The following is a 16,334-nucleotide window of genomic DNA, read 5'->3' on the forward strand; positions in this document are numbered from 1 at the left end:
CAGATCGACACGTTACCGGTGCGCTGCGCGATCCGCTTGCCACTGCGCCGTGATCGCGCGGTGGTCCAACAGGGCCGCTCCACAGGCAATCGTGATGAAACCCGAGGATTGGTATACTGAAGCTTTCGTAGGAAACTTCAATTGCGTACGCGTCCTATGCGCGGCCGGGACATGGCGTGTGCTGCTGCGGGGCCAATGGCTATTTCTCAAGAGTTCGCAAGGCGTTTCTTCGGGACCGATACCCTTGCCGGCAAACTCTCCACCACTAGCGTTGAATCTATGCGCCGGTTGCAGTGCCTTGGTACGCGCCGCGTTGGCGTGGGCGGGTGCGGGAAGCCTGGGGCCAGGCTACTGGACACGGTATAACCAAGCCTTTAGCCTATCAGTCACGCTTGTTTTGAGACGGTCCGTTGCATGACCTTGTGCAAACCCCGTTCCTGTCGTGCAGGCATCCGATCGGGTCACCAAAGCTTCTCCAATATCGGTATCGTTCCTCATGAGCATACAGAGAATTCTGACATTTCTTGAAGTCGCCGAAAGCGGATCGATCATCAAGGCGGCCAAAAAGCTGAACTTGACGCAATCCGCGGCCAGCACACGCATCAAGCTTCTGGAGGATGATCTGCGCCAGCCCTTGTTCGTGCGCTCTGCCTCCGGAATGCGGCTTTCACCGGCAGGGGAACGGTTCCGCCCCTATGCGCTGCGCATGGCGCGGGCCTGGCAGCAGGGGCGGCAGAACATGTCTCAGCGCGAGGATGTCAAAGGCAGTCTCAGCGTCGCGATCCAGCTCACGTCCTGGGCGCGGCTCAGTCATGACTGGATCGGCTGGATGCACGCGAATGCGCCGAATTATCTTTTGCGGGTCGAATCGGACTGGTCCCGCGGCATGATCCGGAATCTGGCGGACGGGTATTTCGACGTGATCGTGACGTCGGTGCCGACGATGGTGCCGGGTTATGTCATCGAACCCTACATCAGCGAAAAGCTGATCCTGGTCGCGACAACGCCGGACCTTGCCTTTGCCAATCTGAACAAGGGTTACGTGCATGTCGATTGGGGGCCGCAGTTCAACGAAAAGTTCAACCTTGCCGTTGTCATGCCGGTTACCCCGACGGTCACGGTCGGGCTGAGCGATCTAGCCCTACAGATCATTTTGCGCGAGGGCGGATCGGCCTATCTGTCCGAGCATGCCGTTCAGGAACAGATTGATCGCCAAGAGCTGTTTGTGGTTGCCGATGCGCCCGAGATGACTGTCCTGCACTATCTGATGTATCCGAAGGTGCATCACAATTCAGAAGGCATCCGACTGGCGGTGGAGGCGTTCCGCGTTGTGGCAGAGCGGCAGGCAGAGACCGTCATGGTCTAGGGTCAGCGCCCCTGCCATTGCGGTTTGCGTTTCTCGACGAAGGCCGCGGCGCCCTCGTTGGCATCATCCGAGGCCATCACCGACGCGAAGTCGCTTTCCAGAGCCTCGAGTGCGGCTGCATCAATCGGATCGCTGCCGGCAATTAGCGTGATGGCGCGCCTGACGGTCGCAATGGAGCGCGGGGCGGAGGCGGCGACACATTCCGCAAGGTGGAGGGCATGTTGGCGCAGGTCTTCGTGTGGCACGACGTGATTTATCAGCCCCGTGCCCTGCATTTCGGCGGCGCTCATGCGGCGACCGGTGTAAAGCATCTCGGTCGCGATATTGACCGGCATGCGCTGCAAAAGCCGCTGGACGGTGACCAGATAGGGAAGCGTGCCGATCTGCGTTTCGGTCAGACAAAAGCGCGCACCCGCACTGGCAACGATCATGTCGCAGGCCAGCGCAAGCTCCAGCCCGCCGCCTGCGCAAATCCCGTTCACCGCGGCGATCACCGGTTTGGACAGGGCGGGAAAATGGGTCAGGCCCGCGAAACCCTGCGGGCCATAGTCGACGTTGCCTTGGGCGCGGTCCAGCTCTGCGACGTCACCGCCCGCACAGAAGAAGCGATCTCCGGCACCGGTGATGATGGCGACGCGCAGGCCCGGGTCGGTGTTGAACGCGGCAAACACCTTGCCCAATGCCTGGCTGGTCGCGGCATCGATGGCATTGGCCTTTGGGTTGTCGATCACGATTTCCAGCACCTCGCCGGACCGTGACGTATGAAATCCCGTCACGCCGGACTCGTGAGCTCGGGCGTTGCTGCCGGTGGTGCGGGGACAAGGACTGCCGCCTCAAGCGCCAGCAAGTTCCGGCGCATTTCCTTGCGCTGTATCTTGCCTGTCGACGTGACGGGGATGTCATCAACGACCACGATCCGCTTGGGGTAGCAATGCGCCGCGAGGTTGCGCTTGACCAGCGCCTGAAGCTCCTGGATCAGCGCGTCAAACTGAACGTGACCCTCTTGCAAGGTGATCGCTGCCGTCACCATTTCACCGCTTCCGGCATCGGGCATGCCCACCACGGCAGCGTCCTTGACAGCGGGGTGCAACAGCAGCTCGGCCTCCACTTCCTCGGGACCGACGCGCATGCCGTTCACCATGATCAAATCGTCGAGGCGGCCATAATAGTAAAGGAAGTTGTCTTTATCGATCCGGCCCTCGTCGCCGGTGCGGAACCAGCCGTCCACCAGCTTGCTGGCGGTCTGTTCCGGACGGTTGAGATACCCCAGCATGTTCGACGGGCTGTCGAACCAGATGACGATCTCGCCGCGCTCACCGCTGGGCATCTCGGCCCCGAAGGTATCCACGATCTTGATCTCGGCACCCGGCGCGATGCGGCCGACGGATCCAGCGGGGGACTGATAAAGCGTTGCACAGCCGACAGAGATCTGGTTCGCCTCGGTCAGGCCGAATTCCTCGTTGATCGGGGCTTTGAAGGTAGCGATGGCCCACTTGAAGACCTCGGGCGGCATGGCCTCGCCCCCGGTCATGATGGCACGAATTACAAACCTGGGATCTTGCGGAAACGGTTCCTTGCTGAGCTTGCGCAACACGGCGGTCGCCATGAAGGGGCAGGTGACCTTGTGGTCCTGCAAGGTGCGGTAAATGTTTTCCGCAGTCACGCGACCCGGCGTGCCGATCAGCGTCTTGCCGAAATAAAGCGCCGGAAACACCAGATCGCCGAGTGAGCCCAGCCAGGACCAGTCAGATGCCGTCCAGAAGACATCATCGGGCTGCGGTGCCATCTCAAAGCCAAGCCGAACGCAGTTCAGATGCCCGAGGATCATCCGGTGCCCATGCAACGCGCCCTTGGGCTGGCCGGTGGAACCGAAGGTATAGAAGATCAGCGCCGGTTCGTCGGCGCGCGTGTCCGCCAGCGGATAGGCACCGCAGTCTTGGGCGATCAGCGCATCGAAACCAAGCTCGTCACCCTGCGCCATGCCGCCGGTCACGATGATGTGGCTCACGCCGGGCATGTCCAGCGGCGCGACCTTGTCGGCCCCGGCGCGGTCGGTGATAATCAAATGCGCGTTTGAATCGTTGACGCGAAAGGCAATGCCCTCTCCGGAATAGAGCGCGGCAATCGGCACCGAAACCGCCCCTATCTTGAAGCATGCCAGATGCGCCAGCAGCCCTTCGGCATCCTGCCCCAGTGAAACGACGACGCGGGTCCCGCGATTGACCCCCAACGTCGCAAGACTGTACGCCAAATTGTCAGACAGCCGTTTCAGATCGGCGAAACTGTAGCATCGCACGCAGGTCCCGGTGTCCTCGACCAGAGCCAGCGCGTCGGGGCTTTCTATTGCGTGACGCTCACAGATTTCATGGGCGATGTTCAGCTTTTCCGGCACATGCCAAGAAAAATCCCGGATCAGCTGTTCGTAGGTTTCCGCATCCTTGAAAGTCATGGCCTTATCCTTTGAACGATAAACCCGCGCACATCGCGGCTATCTGCGTTCGATTTTTCCAAGTCCGGTTTCCCAAGAAAACTGGGTCTGAAAAAGCGGAATAATTTGATGAGAGCATTCGACAAAATCGAATGTATTGACCGGAACCAGTCGTTTCTCAGGCCCTTTAAAAGCGACGTTTGGGCGGAAATCCGATCACTGGAGGTCTGGCTTTCCAAGATCCAACTCCGCGATACCGCTTGTTTGGCTCACATTCGGTCGTGACTTCACGCAAAACTGTAGACCCGTTTCACGGGATCGCGGGTAACCTGTGCGCGGGGGGTGGCCTAGTCTCCAACGCTTGAAGAGATAGCCCCGCCGGCAATGGTTACGGCGTTTTTCAGGAACTGGTACATCAAGTCGATCATAGGTTTGCTTTGCCCCGTTCGGCGTACGAGGTGCGATCAATCCAAACTGCTAACTGATAGCCGCAATTTCGCTGTGTTGCTCGGGCGTCAAAGGAAGGGGTTGGTTTTTTCGACCCGACTTACCCCCTGTGACCAGACCGTACGTGTTGGCTCCGTCTTTCTCAACTTCACCGGCAACTATCCCCCTGAACATGGGGACATGCTGGTTGGCGTCGCGGGGGCTTTTGGATCAATCCGTCAACGTGATCTTCCTAGCCTTCATATAACGATCGTTCTGGGCGCGTTTGGCAGCGGCGTGGATATTTTTGTCTCGCCCGCATTCATATCCAAGGGTCACCTCTTCGCCCATCGGTGGATAGAGCGACAAATTGTGACCTCAGGTCCGGATTCTGATGCTTTTCCCGCATTCATCCTTGATAGCACAAAGACAGTAGTGCCTCGGGCGAGGGCAGGCATTCGGAATTCATTTGCCAGTACAGCACAATTTACAGAAAGCGTCATTCAAACGAACTGACTTAGGCTGATCTGGACTGACCATTCTCAGCACTCGGTCTCGCGTATAGAGAGACCAGCGAGGGTGCAGTCGCTGTAGTTGATCCAACACCAACCCTCGCTGACTTGTCAAACAGACACCTTGGCTAGAATATCCTCCCGCTTGATCTCATTCTTGTACACATTTTCAACTATTTCCCCACGCTGCATGACAATAATCTGGTCTGCTAATTCGAACGCAAAATCAAAGTATTGCTCGACCAAAACAATTGCCATATCGCCCCGGTCACGCAGCAAGCTTATGACTTTTCCGATGTGTTGAATGATATTGGGTTGTATGCCTTCTGTCGGTTCATCCAACAGCAGTAATTTTGGCTTGGTAATAAGGGCACGGGCGATGGCCAGCTGTTGCTGCTGTCCCCCAGACAAATCGCCCCCCCGACGGTGCGCCATTTCCTCCAGAACGGGAAACAGCTCATAGATATCGTTCGGGATAAAATGCTCTGAGTTTGGCAAGCAGGAAAACCCTGTTTGCAGGTTTTCGCGCACAGTGAGCAAAGGGAAAATATCGCGCCCCTGCGGGACATAACCAACACCCATGTGGGCGATCTTATGCGCTCCGATTTGCCCCAGCGGTTTGCCGCCTAATGAGATGCTCCCACCTGAGCGAATATGCGTGCCGGAAATTGCCCGGAGCAGACTGGTTTTGCCAACACCATTTGTTCCCATAACACAGGTAACTTCGCCCAGTTTGGCGTGCATGGAGATGTCATAAAGGATTTGCGAATTACCATAGTGCAAGGTGAGGTCTTTTACGTCCAACATACTCTAGCGCCCCAAATAGACATCAATGACGTCTTGGTTCTTTGTTACATGATCCAGCGATCCTTCGGCCAGAACTGCACCTTCATGCAGCACGGTGACCTTGCAATTGAGGCGCCTGACAAACTCCATATCGTGTTCAACCACGACCACCGCACGGGTCTTTGCGGCCTCGACGAGGATCGCGGTGGTTTTTTCGCGCTCGGCAGGTGTCATGCCGGCGGCGGGTTCATCAACAAGCAACAGTTGCGGCTCTTGCGCCAGTAACATGCCAATTTCCAACCATTGTTTCTGACCGTGGCTTAGCTCTCCGGACACGCGCAGAAGTGCGTCGCTCAATCCGATCTCGGCGGCAAGGTCGTCGACGCGCTCAAAGTCTGATGTGGACGGCTTGAAGATTAGTACCGCCCAAGGCGCGCGATCCTTGCGCAGGGCCATCATCAGATTCTCCTGTACGGTCTGATCCTCGAACACGGTTGGTTTTTGAAATTTGCGCCCGATCCCGGCTTGGGCGATCTTGGCCTCTGACATGCCAATCAAGGACAGGCTTTTTTGACCCCACAGAATATGCCCCGAATCAGGCCGGGTTTTGCCAGTGATGATGTCCATGAAAGTTGTTTTCCCTGCACCATTCGGTCCGATCACCGCGCGTAACTCTGCACTGGCGATCTGGAACGAAAGGTTGTTGATGGCAAGAAAACCGTCAAAGCTCACCGTCACGCCGGAAACTTCAAGAAGGGTGTTCATACATCCGTCTCCTTCAGCTTGCGTTTGAGCAAATCGATTGGTCCGCCGATACCGTTTGGTGCGTAAAGCGTGACCAGCACAAAGCTGAGGCCAAGTAGTACAAGCCACCAATCCACCCACTTGACTGTGTAGATCCCCAACGGGACATCCGGTGCCTGTCCGCCAGTAAACCAACTTGAGATGAGACTAACCAGGGCGGTACCGATTACCGCACCGTAAAGCCGTCCGCGCCCGCCAATTGCCACCCACACAGCAAGGTAGATCGATGCAATTGGCGCAACTTCGGCAGGGTTGATAATGCCCGCTTGCGGGTAATAAAGCGCGCCTGCTATGCCTGAGATACAAGCGGTCAACGTAAAAACCGCCAATTTATAGGTCTCGACCGAATAGCCCAGAAACCGGACCCGTGCTTCGTTGTCTCGAATGCCCCGAATGACGGAGCCGAACTTGCCAGAGACCACCCATGCGACCAGCAGGTAGCCAAGTGCGAGCGCCAGCGCCGAGGCCCAGAAGAACCACAGTGACACAACCGATTGCGGGGCAGTGACACCGGGCAGGTTTTGTAAGCCAGATAAGCCATTGTTTCCGCGCAAACCGCTCGCATTCTGGAACAGATAAAGCGACAGGCCCAGTGTCATGGCTTGCGTCAGAATCGACAGGTACACCCCTGTGACACGGCTGCGAAACGCCAGCCAGCCAAAGACCAATGCCAATAGCCCGGGTACCAGTAAGACAAAGGCCAGTTGCAGCACCAAACTATCGGCAAAGGCCCAGATCAGCGGAAAGTCACTGCTACCCACGACGCCGAATATCTGGTTGCCGATGCCCGCTGTAATCTCTTCGGGCGTCGGGGGCAGGACCCCTTCGGACAGCGAACTGACGACGATCCGGCGGGTGCGTTCGTACATCAGCCACATGCCGATCATATAGCCGCCCAGGCCGAAAAACGCGAAATGACCCAACGACAGGATGCCTGTATAGCCCCAGATCAGGTCCATCGCGATCGCGATCAGGCATAGGCACAGCGTCTTGCCCAAAACCTTGATGAAACTGGTTGAAATGAGGCCGAGGCCGAACCCTTCGGACAGGACCGTCACCGCCAACGTGAACAGAGCGAGGATGCCGAGAAAGATCAGGACTGATGGGTTGCGCGCAATGAATGATCTGTTCATGGTGTTAATCCCCCGCCGCACGGCCTTTGAGGGCGATAATCCCCCGTGGCCGGAACTGAATGAATATGATGATGAAAATGATCATGTAGGTCTGGGCCGCCAAGGTGTTTGAAGGGTTCAGGAATTCAACACTCTTTTGAAAGCCGCCAATCATCGCCGCCCCTGCCAGCGTGCCCCAGATGTTTCCGACGCCGCCAACAACCACCGTCATAAAACTCTGCACGATGTAGTCGCTGCCCATTTCCGAGGTTACTTTCGCAAACAAACCGATCGCCACCCCTGCGATCCCGGCAATGCCGGACCCAAGCCCGAAGGTCAGCATGTTTACGCGATCGGGATTGATCCCCATACTCGCCGCCATACGGGGGTTTTGTGTAACTGCGCGCGTTTCCAAACCCAGCCGCGTGCGTTTCATGATGAACAGGAACAGGGCCAGAAACAGTAGCGCGAGAATGAAAATAGCAATTCGGATGTAGCTGATGGAAACCATATCGTTGATGACCCATGCCCCATCCAACCAAGCGGGAGAAGTCAGCGGGCGAGCTTGGGTGCCAAAGATGTTTTTCGCCAGCTGTTGCAGCGCGATGGAAACCCCGAAGGTCGCGAGCAAGGTCTCAAGCGGACGGTGGTAAAGCCAGCGCACAACCAGGCGTTCCAAGGCGACACCGGCGGCGAAGGTCACCGCGAATGCGAGCGGAACCGCGATCAGGATCGAAGCAGTGTGGTTTGGCACAAATATCTGCACCACGTAACCGGTATAGGCACCCATCATGATAAATTCACCATGTGCCATATTGATGACCCCCATGACGCCAAAGGTGATGGCGAGGCCAATGGCGGCAAGAAAATAGATCGACGCTAGCGAAAGAGCGTCAAGACCTAGATCCGCCGCCTGACTGATCGCGACCCGTGTTTCGGTCGAGGCGATTGCAGCCTTGGCAGCTGTGGTGACCGCCTGGGAAGATTCCGTATAGACATCGAAGAAGCGAAAACTCGAAAGGCTTGCGTCGATGTCTGCTTGAGTTATCCGGGGCGGTGCCAGGTCACTGGCGACAAGCGCATCATAAGCCCTGTCACGTGCGGCTTCGGTGGACAATTGCGCCACTGGAAAACCCGCGATCCGGCCTCCTTCAATGTTAGCCCGAAGCGCTGCATCTCGGGCATCCGCCGTAATCTCGGCTGGGGCGATATCCGCATCGACCAAGAGCGCATATGCTGAACTACGTGTCAGCGCATCGGAGCCGGCAATCACCTCTTGGGCGATATTCGCGTCCGGCTTGGTTCGCGAGATAACACGGGTTGTGGCAAGAAGGGGATTAAGGGTTGCGCGAAAATCAACTCCCAGATCCCCTGACATCTCGGTAATCGCGGCCACGCGACGTGACTCATCGCTGTCATAAGCCATGGTCATCAACCGTTCCAATCGCTCCTTCCGGGCCAGGATATCCGCATCTGACTCGCTTGCGATCGAGGCGCGCAACGGTATGAGCAGTGCCGCCTCGGGATCACGGGCGATCGAGTTCAGCGCATCAACGCGTTTGGCGGGGTTGGGATCGGACAGTTGAAACTGCACCAAAGCGGTGGCGATCATTGCCCGCACACCGCTGTTGGGTTTGAGTTGATCGAGGTCGGCGGAGGCGGCGTTGCCTGCATCCGCACCGTCGTCGAAACTTTGCAGCGTATACGTACCGTCCGCGTTCTTTGTCGCAGCGAAAAACAGTCCATCTGCCCTTCGTTGCCACATGTCCTTGTTCTGCCAAACCTCCAGCACGGTCTGCATCTGTGGCAGTCCACTCGCGACGATCGCATCAATCGCCGGGCCAATGGTGCGCCGCGAACTTTGTTCGATCAACGCCCGTTGGCTTTGTAATACGTCTTGAACGGAGGTCGTTTGAGCCGACCCCCAAGTGGGTAAGGAGAGCGCAAAGCACAAGGCCAGCAGCAAGGTCTTCATAAGCAAATTCCAGGAAATCAGGGGCGGAGGACACGCCGTAACGTGCCCTCGCGGTTGGGTCAGTAGTTAGACAAAATCTGCACGCAGCTTTTTGTCTCGGTATTGTACATACCGCAGCCCAAATCCTTCCAATCCGACTCCAGCTTGGCGGATTCCGGCAGGAAATCAGTCCACGCATCCCCCGGCACTTCCGAAGTCTGGCTGATGATATCGAACTGGCCATCCGCTGTGATCTCCCCGATCAATACCGGTTTGGCGAGGTGGTGGTTGGGCAACATAACAGCGGTGCCTCCGGTCAGGTTTGGAAATTCCTGCCCGTACATTGCCGTACGCACGGCGTCCACGTCGGCACTCCCCGCAGCCTCCACCGCGTTTACCCACATGTTGAAGCCGATATAATGGGCCTCCATGGGGTCATTGGTGACGCGGTCTTTGCCCATGCGGTCTTTCCACGCAGCGATCCATTCGGCGTTGGCAGGCGTGTCTGCGGATTGGAAATAGTTCCACGCGGCAAGATGGCCGACAAGGTTGCTCGTATCCAGACCCGAAAGTTCTTCCTCGCCGACCGAAAACGCCACCACCGGTATGTCATCGGCAGAAATGCCAGCTGCTGAAAGCTCTTTGTAGAAACCGATGTTCGCATCCCCGTTGATGGTCGATATCACGCCGACTTTCTTGCCGTCCGCACCGAGTGCTGCGACATCGGCGACGATCTTGGACCAGTCGGAATGGCCGAACGGCGTGTAGTTCACAAAGATATCGTCCTCGGCAACGCCTTTGGACTTCAGATAGGATTCTAGGATATTATTGGTTGTGCGGGGGTAGACATAATCGGTACCCAGCAGCGCGAATTTCTCGATGCCCAGTTCTTCCAAAAGGTAATCGGTCGCGGGGATGGCCTGCTGGTTCGGCGCGGCTCCTGTGTAAAAAACGTTCTTGGAGCTCTCTTCGCCTTCGTATTGCACGGGGTAAAACAGTAAGCCGTTCAACTCTTCAATAACCGGCAGAACAGATTTCCGGCTTACGCTGGTCCAGTTGCCAAAGATGACATCGACATCCTGCACCGTTAGCAATTCGCGGGCCTTTTCGGCAAATAGTGGCCAGTCAGACGCGGGATCGACCACAACCGCTTCAAGTTGACAGCCCAGCACTCCGCCCTTGGCGTTTTGCTGATCAATCAGCATCAGCATCGTGTCTTTCAATGTGGTTTCCGAAATCGCCATCGTACCGGACAGCGAGTGCAGCACCCCCACTTTGATCGGGCAATCAGCGGCCATGGCAGGTAGGCTCGTTAATGTGGCAAGAGCAGTCGCAAGAGCAATTGTCGTTTTCATATGATATCTCCGCGCAGGGACACCGGCCGCACCTTGCTCTCGCAAGACATGGCGATTAGCTACTCCCTGCAACTTAAATGTTGCAAACCGTGTGGCGGCCGTTCTGAGGTCCAATTCATCCGGTCGTCACACACCCATTCTTTCTCTGTCGCGATTCGACAGTCTGGGATGCGCTATGGTTGTTGCGTCGCAGCACTAAGGGCAAATTTGTCTGTGCATTAAGTCATTCATCATACGAGAATGCTCAAATGTTGTGCGTCATTCGCCGTAACTGCCTTGCATTTGATCGTTTGCACGATTCCGGCGAATGCTTTTCGTCTAATCTCTGCCGCATCGCTGCTCTATGTGATGGAATTACAGGCGACACGACAGATCGCCGGAGCCACTTATCAACCAATCCCTTCATATCGATTTGCCTCAAACGGGGCTGTCCCAACCGCGCGCAATTGGCTCGGGGAAGCTGTCTGTCTTTGGGGATGAGCACGGCATGACCCGCCTGCACGACCTGCGCCAATCAGGAGCGCTCAGGTTGGTACTTCCACAGACCCACCGACCGGATGCCGAAGCAATACTGGTCAATACGGCGGGTGGCATCACCGGCGGCGATCAGTTTTCCCTTTCCCTGAAGGTGCAGACAGGTGCCGCCCTGAGCATTACCACCCAAGCCGCCGAGCGCGCCTACAGGGCACAAAGTGGCGAGATTGCCCGCGTTACCACCGACGTGTCGGTTCAGGACGGGGCCAGCCTGAATTGGCTGCCACAAGAGTTGATCCTATTTGAGCGTTGCGCCCTTCGGCGCCGTTTGAATGTCGAGCTGGCCCAGCACGCCCGTCTGTTGATGGTGGAGTCCGTCGTCTTTGGCCGCGCCGCTATGCGCGAAGTGTTGCGCGACGTGAGTTTTCAAGACCGTATCCGGATCACCCGAGATGGCCGCCCGCTCTATATCAACGGCATGGATCTGCACGGAGACGCCGCCGCACACCTCGCCCGCGCCGCCGTTGGAAATGGGGCCGGTGCCATGGCAGGCGTCGTGATGGTCGGCCCGAGAGCGCAGAACCATCTCAAAGCGGTGCGCGCCCTGCTGCCTGAAACTGCCGGTGCCAGCATGCTAGCTGACGATGTGCTGGTGATCCGCCAGCTTGCCGCCGATGGTTTTGAGCTTCGGCGCATCTTGGTGCCCATCCTTGAACTTCTTTCCAACAACACTTTACCCACGTCGTGGAGACTATAAACCATGCAGCTGACCCCCCGCGAAAAAGACAAACTGCTGATTGCAATGGCCGCCGAAGTCGCCCGAAAACGCTTGGCCCGGGGGGTCAAGCTGAACCATCCCGAAGCCATCGCCTTGATCACTGACACGGTCGTCGAGGGCGCCCGCGACGGGCGTTCCGTCGCCGATATGATGGAGGCCGGCGGCCACGTCGTCACCCGCGATCTATGCATGGAAGGCATCGCTGAGATGATCCACGAAGTGCAGGTCGAAGCCACATTTCCCGACGGGACCAAGCTGGTTACTGTCCACAACCCCATTCGTTGAACCTGTACAGAAGGACCTGAAATGAAACATCTGCTTGCCCCATTTTTTTACCTGTTCACCGCCACGTTGGCCGCAGCGCATAACAACGCAGATCTACATCATCACCTGAATGATTCCGGCTGGCTGCCTGTCGTCGGGGGGATTTTGCTCATTGTGGCGGCCTCGGTCCTGCTGGCGACCCGCAGATGATCCCCGGCGAGGTTTTTCCTGCCTCCGGCACACTGACCCTGAATGCGGGTGCGCAGGCCGTTACCCTGATAGTGGCCAACACCGGCGACCGGCCGGTACAGGTCGGTAGCCACTATCATTTCGCCGAAACCAACCCGGCGCTGGAATTCGACCGCAGCATCGCGCGGGGTCTGCGCCTCGACATCGCCTCCGGCACCGCAGTGCGGTTTGAACCCGGCCAACGCCGCGAGGTGCAATTGATTCCGATCGGCGGGACCCGTCGTATTTTTGGCTTTAACGCCCAAGTTATGGGAGACCTGTAATGCCCACCCAGATACCCCGCGCACAATATGCCGCGATGTATGGTCCCACGACGGGTGACCGGCTCAGGCTTGCTGATACAGATCTTGTGATCGAGGTGGAACGCGACCTGACCAGCTACGGCGAGGAGGTAAAGTTTGGCGGCGGCAAAACCATCCGCGACGGCATGGGGCAATCCCAAGTCACCCGATCAGGCGGTGCGGTCGACACCGTCATTACCAATGCGTTGATCGTGGATCATTCCGGCATCTACAAAGCTGACGTTGCGTTAAAAGACGGGCTGATCCATGCCATTGGCAAAGCGGGCAATCCTGACACGCAGTCGGGCGTTAATATCATCGTCGGCCCTGGCACCGAAGTCATCGCGGGGGAGGGTCGCATTCTGACTGCGGGCGGTATGGACAGTCATATCCACTTTATCTGCCCCCAGCAGATGGAGGACTCCTTGCATTCCGGCGTGACCACCTGTTTTGGCGGCGGCACCGGCCCGGCGCATGGGACGCTGGCGACGACCTGTACACCCGGGCCCTGGCACATCGGCCGGATGTTGCAATCTTTTGACGGCATCCCTATGAACATCGGCCTTTCGGGCAAAGGCAATGCCAGCCAACCCGATGCTTTGGTCGAAATGGTTAATGCTGGTGCCTGTGCCCTGAAACTGCACGAGGATTGGGGCACGACCCCAGCAGCCATTGATTGCTGTCTGACGGTGGCCGACGACATGGACGTTCAGGTGATGATCCACACCGATACATTGAACGAAAGCGGCTTTGTCGAACATACCGTCGATGCGATGAAGGGCCGCACCATCCATGCTTTCCATACTGAAGGTGCGGGGGGAGGACATGCCCCGGATATCATCAAGATTTGTGGGAATGCGAATGTGCTGCCGTCCTCAACCAACCCGACGCGACCTTTCACGGTGAACACGCTGGAAGAGCATCTGGATATGCTGATGGTCTGTCACCACCTTGATAAATCAATTCCCGAAGACATCGCTTTCGCCGAAAGCCGTATCCGGCGCGAGACGATTGCCGCCGAGGATATTCTACACGATATCGGTGCGTTTTCGATTATTGCGTCTGATTCACAGGCTATGGGTCGCGTGGGCGAGGTGCTGATCCGAACGTGGCAAACCGCTGACAAGATGAAGAAACAACGCGGTGCATTGGCCGAGGAAACCGGCGACAACGACAACTTGCGCGTGCGGCGATACATCGCAAAATACACGATCAATCCAGCAATTGCACAAGGCGTCAGTCATGTCATCGGTGATATTTCGGTGGGTAAACGGGCTGATCTGGTGTTGTGGAACCCTGCATTCTTTGGCGTCAAACCCGAGATGGTCTTGATGGCAGGCACCATTGTCGTGGCGCAGATGGGCGATCCAAATGCGTCGATCCCCACACCGCAGCCCGTTTACAGCCGCCCGATGTTCGGTGCCTATGGCACTGCACTACGACATACGTCGGTCAGCTTTGTCTCGGCGGCAGCACAAGCTGCGGGGATTGGTACCACCTTGGGGCTGTCAAAACAAACGGTTGCGGTGAAAAACACGCGGTCCATTGGCAAGGCCGACATGGTCCTGAACGATGCCCTGCCGCAAATCGACGTACACCCCGAAACCTACGAAGTGCGGGCGGACGGCGTTCTGCTGACCTGCCAACCCGCCGACGTATTGCCGATGGCCCAACGCTACTTCATGTTCTGAGAGGACACCATGACACAACTTCCTATCGCACAAACCCTGCATCGCAAGGGTCATTGGGATGGCCCGGCAACAACTTGCAAGCTGGATTACGCTGGGCGGTTTTTGCGCCGCAAGCGGTTGACGATGACATCGGGTGAGCCCTTCATCGTGAATTTGGCACAGACAACCTCTCTGGATGATGGCGATGCGCTTGAGCTCGATAACGGCGGATTGGTCCGGATCACCGCGGGCGTCGAAGAGCTTTACAAAGTATGGGGCAGCGATCTTGTGCGACTGGCTTGGCATGTTGGCAACCGTCATACGCCCTGCCAGATCAATTCGGACCACCTGCTGATACAGGCCGACCCCGTCATTGGCCACATGCTCGAGCACCTTGGTGCTGTGGTTGAGCCGCTGACCGCTCCGTTTAACCCAGAAGGCGGTGCGTATGGCCATGGTCGCACCCATTCCCATGACCATGTCGCCACCGCACATGAACACTGAACATGACGTTCTGACCCTTGCGCAGTGGCTGTCACCTGCCTTTCCCGTCGGTGCATTTGCCTATTCGCATGGGCTGGAAACAGTCTTTCAAAGCGGGGCAGTCGCGAAGGCTTCCGACCTTGAACAATGGATATCGGATGTACTGAACCATGGTAGCGGGCGAAACGACTGCATCCTGTTACGCGCGGCGCATGGGTGCCGGTCTCACGCTGCTTTGGAGCAAGTGAACCAAACGGCTCTGGCGATCTCAACCTCTAGCGAGCGTATCCTTGAAACACAGCTTCAAGGCAACGCATTCAGCCAAACAACTGCCGCGATCTGGGGCGGTCATCCGGCTGCGCTTTGCTATCCCGTCGCTGTTGGTCACGCTGCTGCGCACATGCAACTGGACGTCGATTTGACCGCAGCGCTGTATTTGCATTCTTTTGCCGGCAATCTGGTATTTGCGGCGGTGCGTGCTGTTCCGCTGGGTCAAACCGAGGGGCAACGGATCCTCGCGTCCCTTATCCCGCTGTGCGACCAGATTGCCAAGAACACCTTCGGTGCCACGCTGGATGATCTGGGCAATACCGCCTTTTTCTCGGATATCGCCGCCATGCAACATGAAACGCTTCAACCAAGGATATTCCGCTCATGACAGAACTTCACGGTCCATTGCGCATTGGTATTGGTGGCCCTGTGGGGGCCGGAAAAACGACGCTGACGGCCTGCCTGGCCCGCGCATTGCAACAAGACTTCTCGATTGGCGTGATCACCAATGACATCTATACTCAAGAGGACGCGGAGGCGCTGATGCGGATGCAAATTCTTCCGCAGGACCGCATCATAGGGGTAGAAACAGGCGGATGCCCCCATACCGCCATTCGCGAGGACGCCTCGATCAATCTCGCCGCAGTTGCGCAGCTGCGCGCGCGTCATTCCGATCTGGATATTGTTTTGATCGAAAGCGGCGGTGACAATTTGTCGGCCACCTTCAGCCCCGAACTGGCGGACATAACAATCTATGTGATTGATGTCGCGGCAGGTGAGGACATTCCGCGCAAAAGGGGGCCGGCGCTGACGAAATCGGATCTGCTTTTGATCAACAAAACCGATCTTGCACCGCATGTCGGTGCCTCATTGGAACGAATGAAACAAGATTGCGAAAAAATGCGTAACGGCCGACCATACGTGTTTTGCGCACTGCGGCGCAATGATGGGGCTGACGAGGTTCTGAGCCACATCCTGAAAATTGGCGGGCTCTCCAAGGTTCGCTAAGGGCCGCCCAAACCGCGGCTTGTTTTCGCATAGAATCGTGGACCCGTCGCTCATGCGTCCAGCGCAACCTGGAAATTGGCTGTACAGGACCTGTCGCGGTTTGACGCCGATCCT

16 protein-coding genes are annotated in these 16,334 nt (G+C 57.3%); 9 read left to right on the forward strand and 7 right to left on the reverse strand.

Features of this window, described 5'->3' with window-relative positions:
* Window positions 1–496: 496 nt before the first annotated feature.
* A complete protein-coding gene (locus tag AC13DE_RS15020) occupies window positions 497–1,366 on the forward strand; it encodes a LysR family transcriptional regulator (RefSeq protein WP_483048282.1) in 870 nt (289 codons plus the stop codon).
* A 2-nt stretch (window positions 1,367–1,368) separates the two neighbouring features.
* Here AC13DE_RS15020 and AC13DE_RS15025 read toward each other — a convergent pair whose 3' ends face one another.
* The 7 genes from AC13DE_RS15025 to urtA form a co-directional block, all read right to left on the reverse strand.
* Window positions 1,369–2,142, reverse strand: a complete 774-nt coding sequence (locus AC13DE_RS15025; RefSeq protein WP_483048283.1) for an enoyl-CoA hydratase-related protein — start codon at window positions 2,140–2,142, stop codon at window positions 1,369–1,371.
* Window positions 2,139–3,815, reverse strand: a complete 1,677-nt coding sequence (locus AC13DE_RS15030) for an acetate--CoA ligase (RefSeq protein ID WP_483048284.1) — start codon at window positions 3,813–3,815, stop codon at window positions 2,139–2,141. Before AC13DE_RS15030 ends, AC13DE_RS15025 begins: the two co-directional genes overlap by 4 nt.
* 1,028 nt (window positions 3,816–4,843) lie before the next feature.
* Complete coding sequence (gene urtE / locus AC13DE_RS15035; protein WP_483048285.1) at window positions 4,844–5,539, reverse strand: urea ABC transporter ATP-binding subunit UrtE; 696 nt, start codon at window positions 5,537–5,539, stop codon at window positions 4,844–4,846.
* Between the two features lie 3 nt (window positions 5,540–5,542).
* On the reverse strand, window positions 5,543–6,283 hold the full coding sequence (gene urtD / locus AC13DE_RS15040) for an urea ABC transporter ATP-binding protein UrtD (RefSeq protein ID WP_483048286.1): 741 nt from the start codon (window positions 6,281–6,283) through the stop codon (window positions 5,543–5,545).
* Complete coding sequence (gene urtC, locus AC13DE_RS15045; protein WP_483048287.1) at window positions 6,280–7,455, reverse strand: urea ABC transporter permease subunit UrtC; 1,176 nt, start codon at window positions 7,453–7,455, stop codon at window positions 6,280–6,282. The genes urtD and urtC overlap by 4 nt, the downstream gene beginning before the upstream one ends.
* Window positions 7,456–7,459: 4 nt before the next feature.
* Window positions 7,460–9,409, reverse strand: a complete 1,950-nt coding sequence (urtB, locus tag AC13DE_RS15050; protein WP_483048288.1) for an urea ABC transporter permease subunit UrtB — start codon at window positions 9,407–9,409, stop codon at window positions 7,460–7,462.
* A gap of 59 nt (window positions 9,410–9,468) precedes the next feature.
* A complete protein-coding gene (urtA, locus tag AC13DE_RS15055) occupies window positions 9,469–10,743 on the reverse strand; it encodes an urea ABC transporter substrate-binding protein (RefSeq protein WP_446295247.1) in 1,275 nt (424 codons plus the stop codon).
* 487 nt (window positions 10,744–11,230) lie between these two features.
* Between urtA and AC13DE_RS15060 the strand changes: the two genes are divergently transcribed.
* From AC13DE_RS15060 to ureG, 8 genes are read left to right on the forward strand one after another with little or no spacing between them, the layout of a single operon-like run.
* Complete coding sequence (locus AC13DE_RS15060; protein WP_446295248.1) at window positions 11,231–11,974, forward strand: urease accessory protein UreD; 744 nt, start codon at window positions 11,231–11,233, stop codon at window positions 11,972–11,974.
* A 3-nt stretch (window positions 11,975–11,977) separates the two neighbouring features.
* Window positions 11,978–12,280: an urease subunit gamma gene (locus AC13DE_RS15065; RefSeq protein WP_446295249.1), complete on the forward strand. Its 303-nt coding sequence runs from the start codon at window positions 11,978–11,980 to the stop codon at window positions 12,278–12,280.
* Between the two features lie 21 nt (window positions 12,281–12,301).
* Window positions 12,302–12,469, forward strand: coding sequence for a hypothetical protein (locus AC13DE_RS15070; protein ID WP_446295250.1), 168 nt, complete (start codon window positions 12,302–12,304; stop codon window positions 12,467–12,469).
* A complete protein-coding gene (locus tag AC13DE_RS15075) occupies window positions 12,466–12,771 on the forward strand; it encodes an urease subunit beta (RefSeq protein ID WP_483048289.1) in 306 nt (101 codons plus the stop codon). The genes AC13DE_RS15070 and AC13DE_RS15075 overlap by 4 nt, the downstream gene beginning before the upstream one ends.
* A complete protein-coding gene (gene ureC, locus AC13DE_RS15080; RefSeq protein ID WP_483048290.1) occupies window positions 12,771–14,480 on the forward strand; it encodes an urease subunit alpha in 1,710 nt (569 codons plus the stop codon). The genes AC13DE_RS15075 and ureC overlap by 1 nt, the downstream gene beginning before the upstream one ends.
* 9 nt (window positions 14,481–14,489) lie before the next feature.
* Window positions 14,490–14,963, forward strand: coding sequence for an urease accessory protein UreE (locus AC13DE_RS15085; protein ID WP_483048291.1), 474 nt, complete (start codon window positions 14,490–14,492; stop codon window positions 14,961–14,963).
* Window positions 14,908–15,600 carry an urease accessory protein UreF gene (locus tag AC13DE_RS15090; RefSeq protein WP_483048292.1) on the forward strand — a complete coding sequence of 231 codons (693 nt, stop codon included), beginning with the start codon at window positions 14,908–14,910 and terminating at the stop codon, window positions 15,598–15,600. Before AC13DE_RS15085 ends, AC13DE_RS15090 begins: the two co-directional genes overlap by 56 nt.
* The gene (gene ureG, locus AC13DE_RS15095; protein ID WP_483048293.1) at window positions 15,597–16,220 is read left to right on the forward strand and encodes an urease accessory protein UreG; all 624 of its coding nucleotides are present in this window, start codon (window positions 15,597–15,599) and stop codon (window positions 16,218–16,220) included. Before AC13DE_RS15090 ends, ureG begins: the two co-directional genes overlap by 4 nt.
* Window positions 16,221–16,334 lie beyond the last annotated feature (114 nt).

The organism is Sulfitobacter sp. L-8 (assembly GCF_056859255.1).

What these genes read in the sequence shown, in the direction of transcription:
- AC13DE_RS15070 (WP_446295250.1), top strand. Translation starts at nt 12,302, where the DNA reads ATGAAACATCTGCTTGCCCCATTTTTTTACCTGTTCACCGCCACGTTG.
- ureG (WP_483048293.1), top strand. Translation starts at nt 15,597, where the DNA reads ATGACAGAACTTCACGGTCCATTGCGCATTGGTATTGGTGGCCCTGTG.
- AC13DE_RS15020 (WP_483048282.1), top strand. Translation starts at nt 497, where the DNA reads ATGAGCATACAGAGAATTCTGACATTTCTTGAAGTCGCCGAAAGCGGA.
- AC13DE_RS15060 (WP_446295248.1), top strand. Translation starts at nt 11,231, where the DNA reads ATGACCCGCCTGCACGACCTGCGCCAATCAGGAGCGCTCAGGTTGGTA.
- urtD (WP_483048286.1), bottom strand. Translation starts at nt 6,283, where the DNA reads ATGAACACCCTTCTTGAAGTTTCCGGCGTGACGGTGAGCTTTGACGGT.
- urtE (WP_483048285.1), bottom strand. Translation starts at nt 5,539, where the DNA reads ATGTTGGACGTAAAAGACCTCACCTTGCACTATGGTAATTCGCAAATC.
- AC13DE_RS15065 (WP_446295249.1), top strand. Translation starts at nt 11,978, where the DNA reads ATGCAGCTGACCCCCCGCGAAAAAGACAAACTGCTGATTGCAATGGCC.
- AC13DE_RS15085 (WP_483048291.1), top strand. Translation starts at nt 14,490, where the DNA reads ATGACACAACTTCCTATCGCACAAACCCTGCATCGCAAGGGTCATTGG.
- AC13DE_RS15090 (WP_483048292.1), top strand. Translation starts at nt 14,908, where the DNA reads ATGGCCATGGTCGCACCCATTCCCATGACCATGTCGCCACCGCACATG.
- urtC (WP_483048287.1), bottom strand. Translation starts at nt 7,455, where the DNA reads ATGAACAGATCATTCATTGCGCGCAACCCATCAGTCCTGATCTTTCTC.
- ureC (WP_483048290.1), top strand. Translation starts at nt 12,771, where the DNA reads ATGCCCACCCAGATACCCCGCGCACAATATGCCGCGATGTATGGTCCC.
- AC13DE_RS15075 (WP_483048289.1), top strand. Translation starts at nt 12,466, where the DNA reads ATGATCCCCGGCGAGGTTTTTCCTGCCTCCGGCACACTGACCCTGAAT.
- AC13DE_RS15030 (WP_483048284.1), bottom strand. Translation starts at nt 3,815, where the DNA reads ATGACTTTCAAGGATGCGGAAACCTACGAACAGCTGATCCGGGATTTT.
- urtB (WP_483048288.1), bottom strand. Translation starts at nt 9,409, where the DNA reads ATGAAGACCTTGCTGCTGGCCTTGTGCTTTGCGCTCTCCTTACCCACT.
- urtA (WP_446295247.1), bottom strand. Translation starts at nt 10,743, where the DNA reads ATGAAAACGACAATTGCTCTTGCGACTGCTCTTGCCACATTAACGAGC.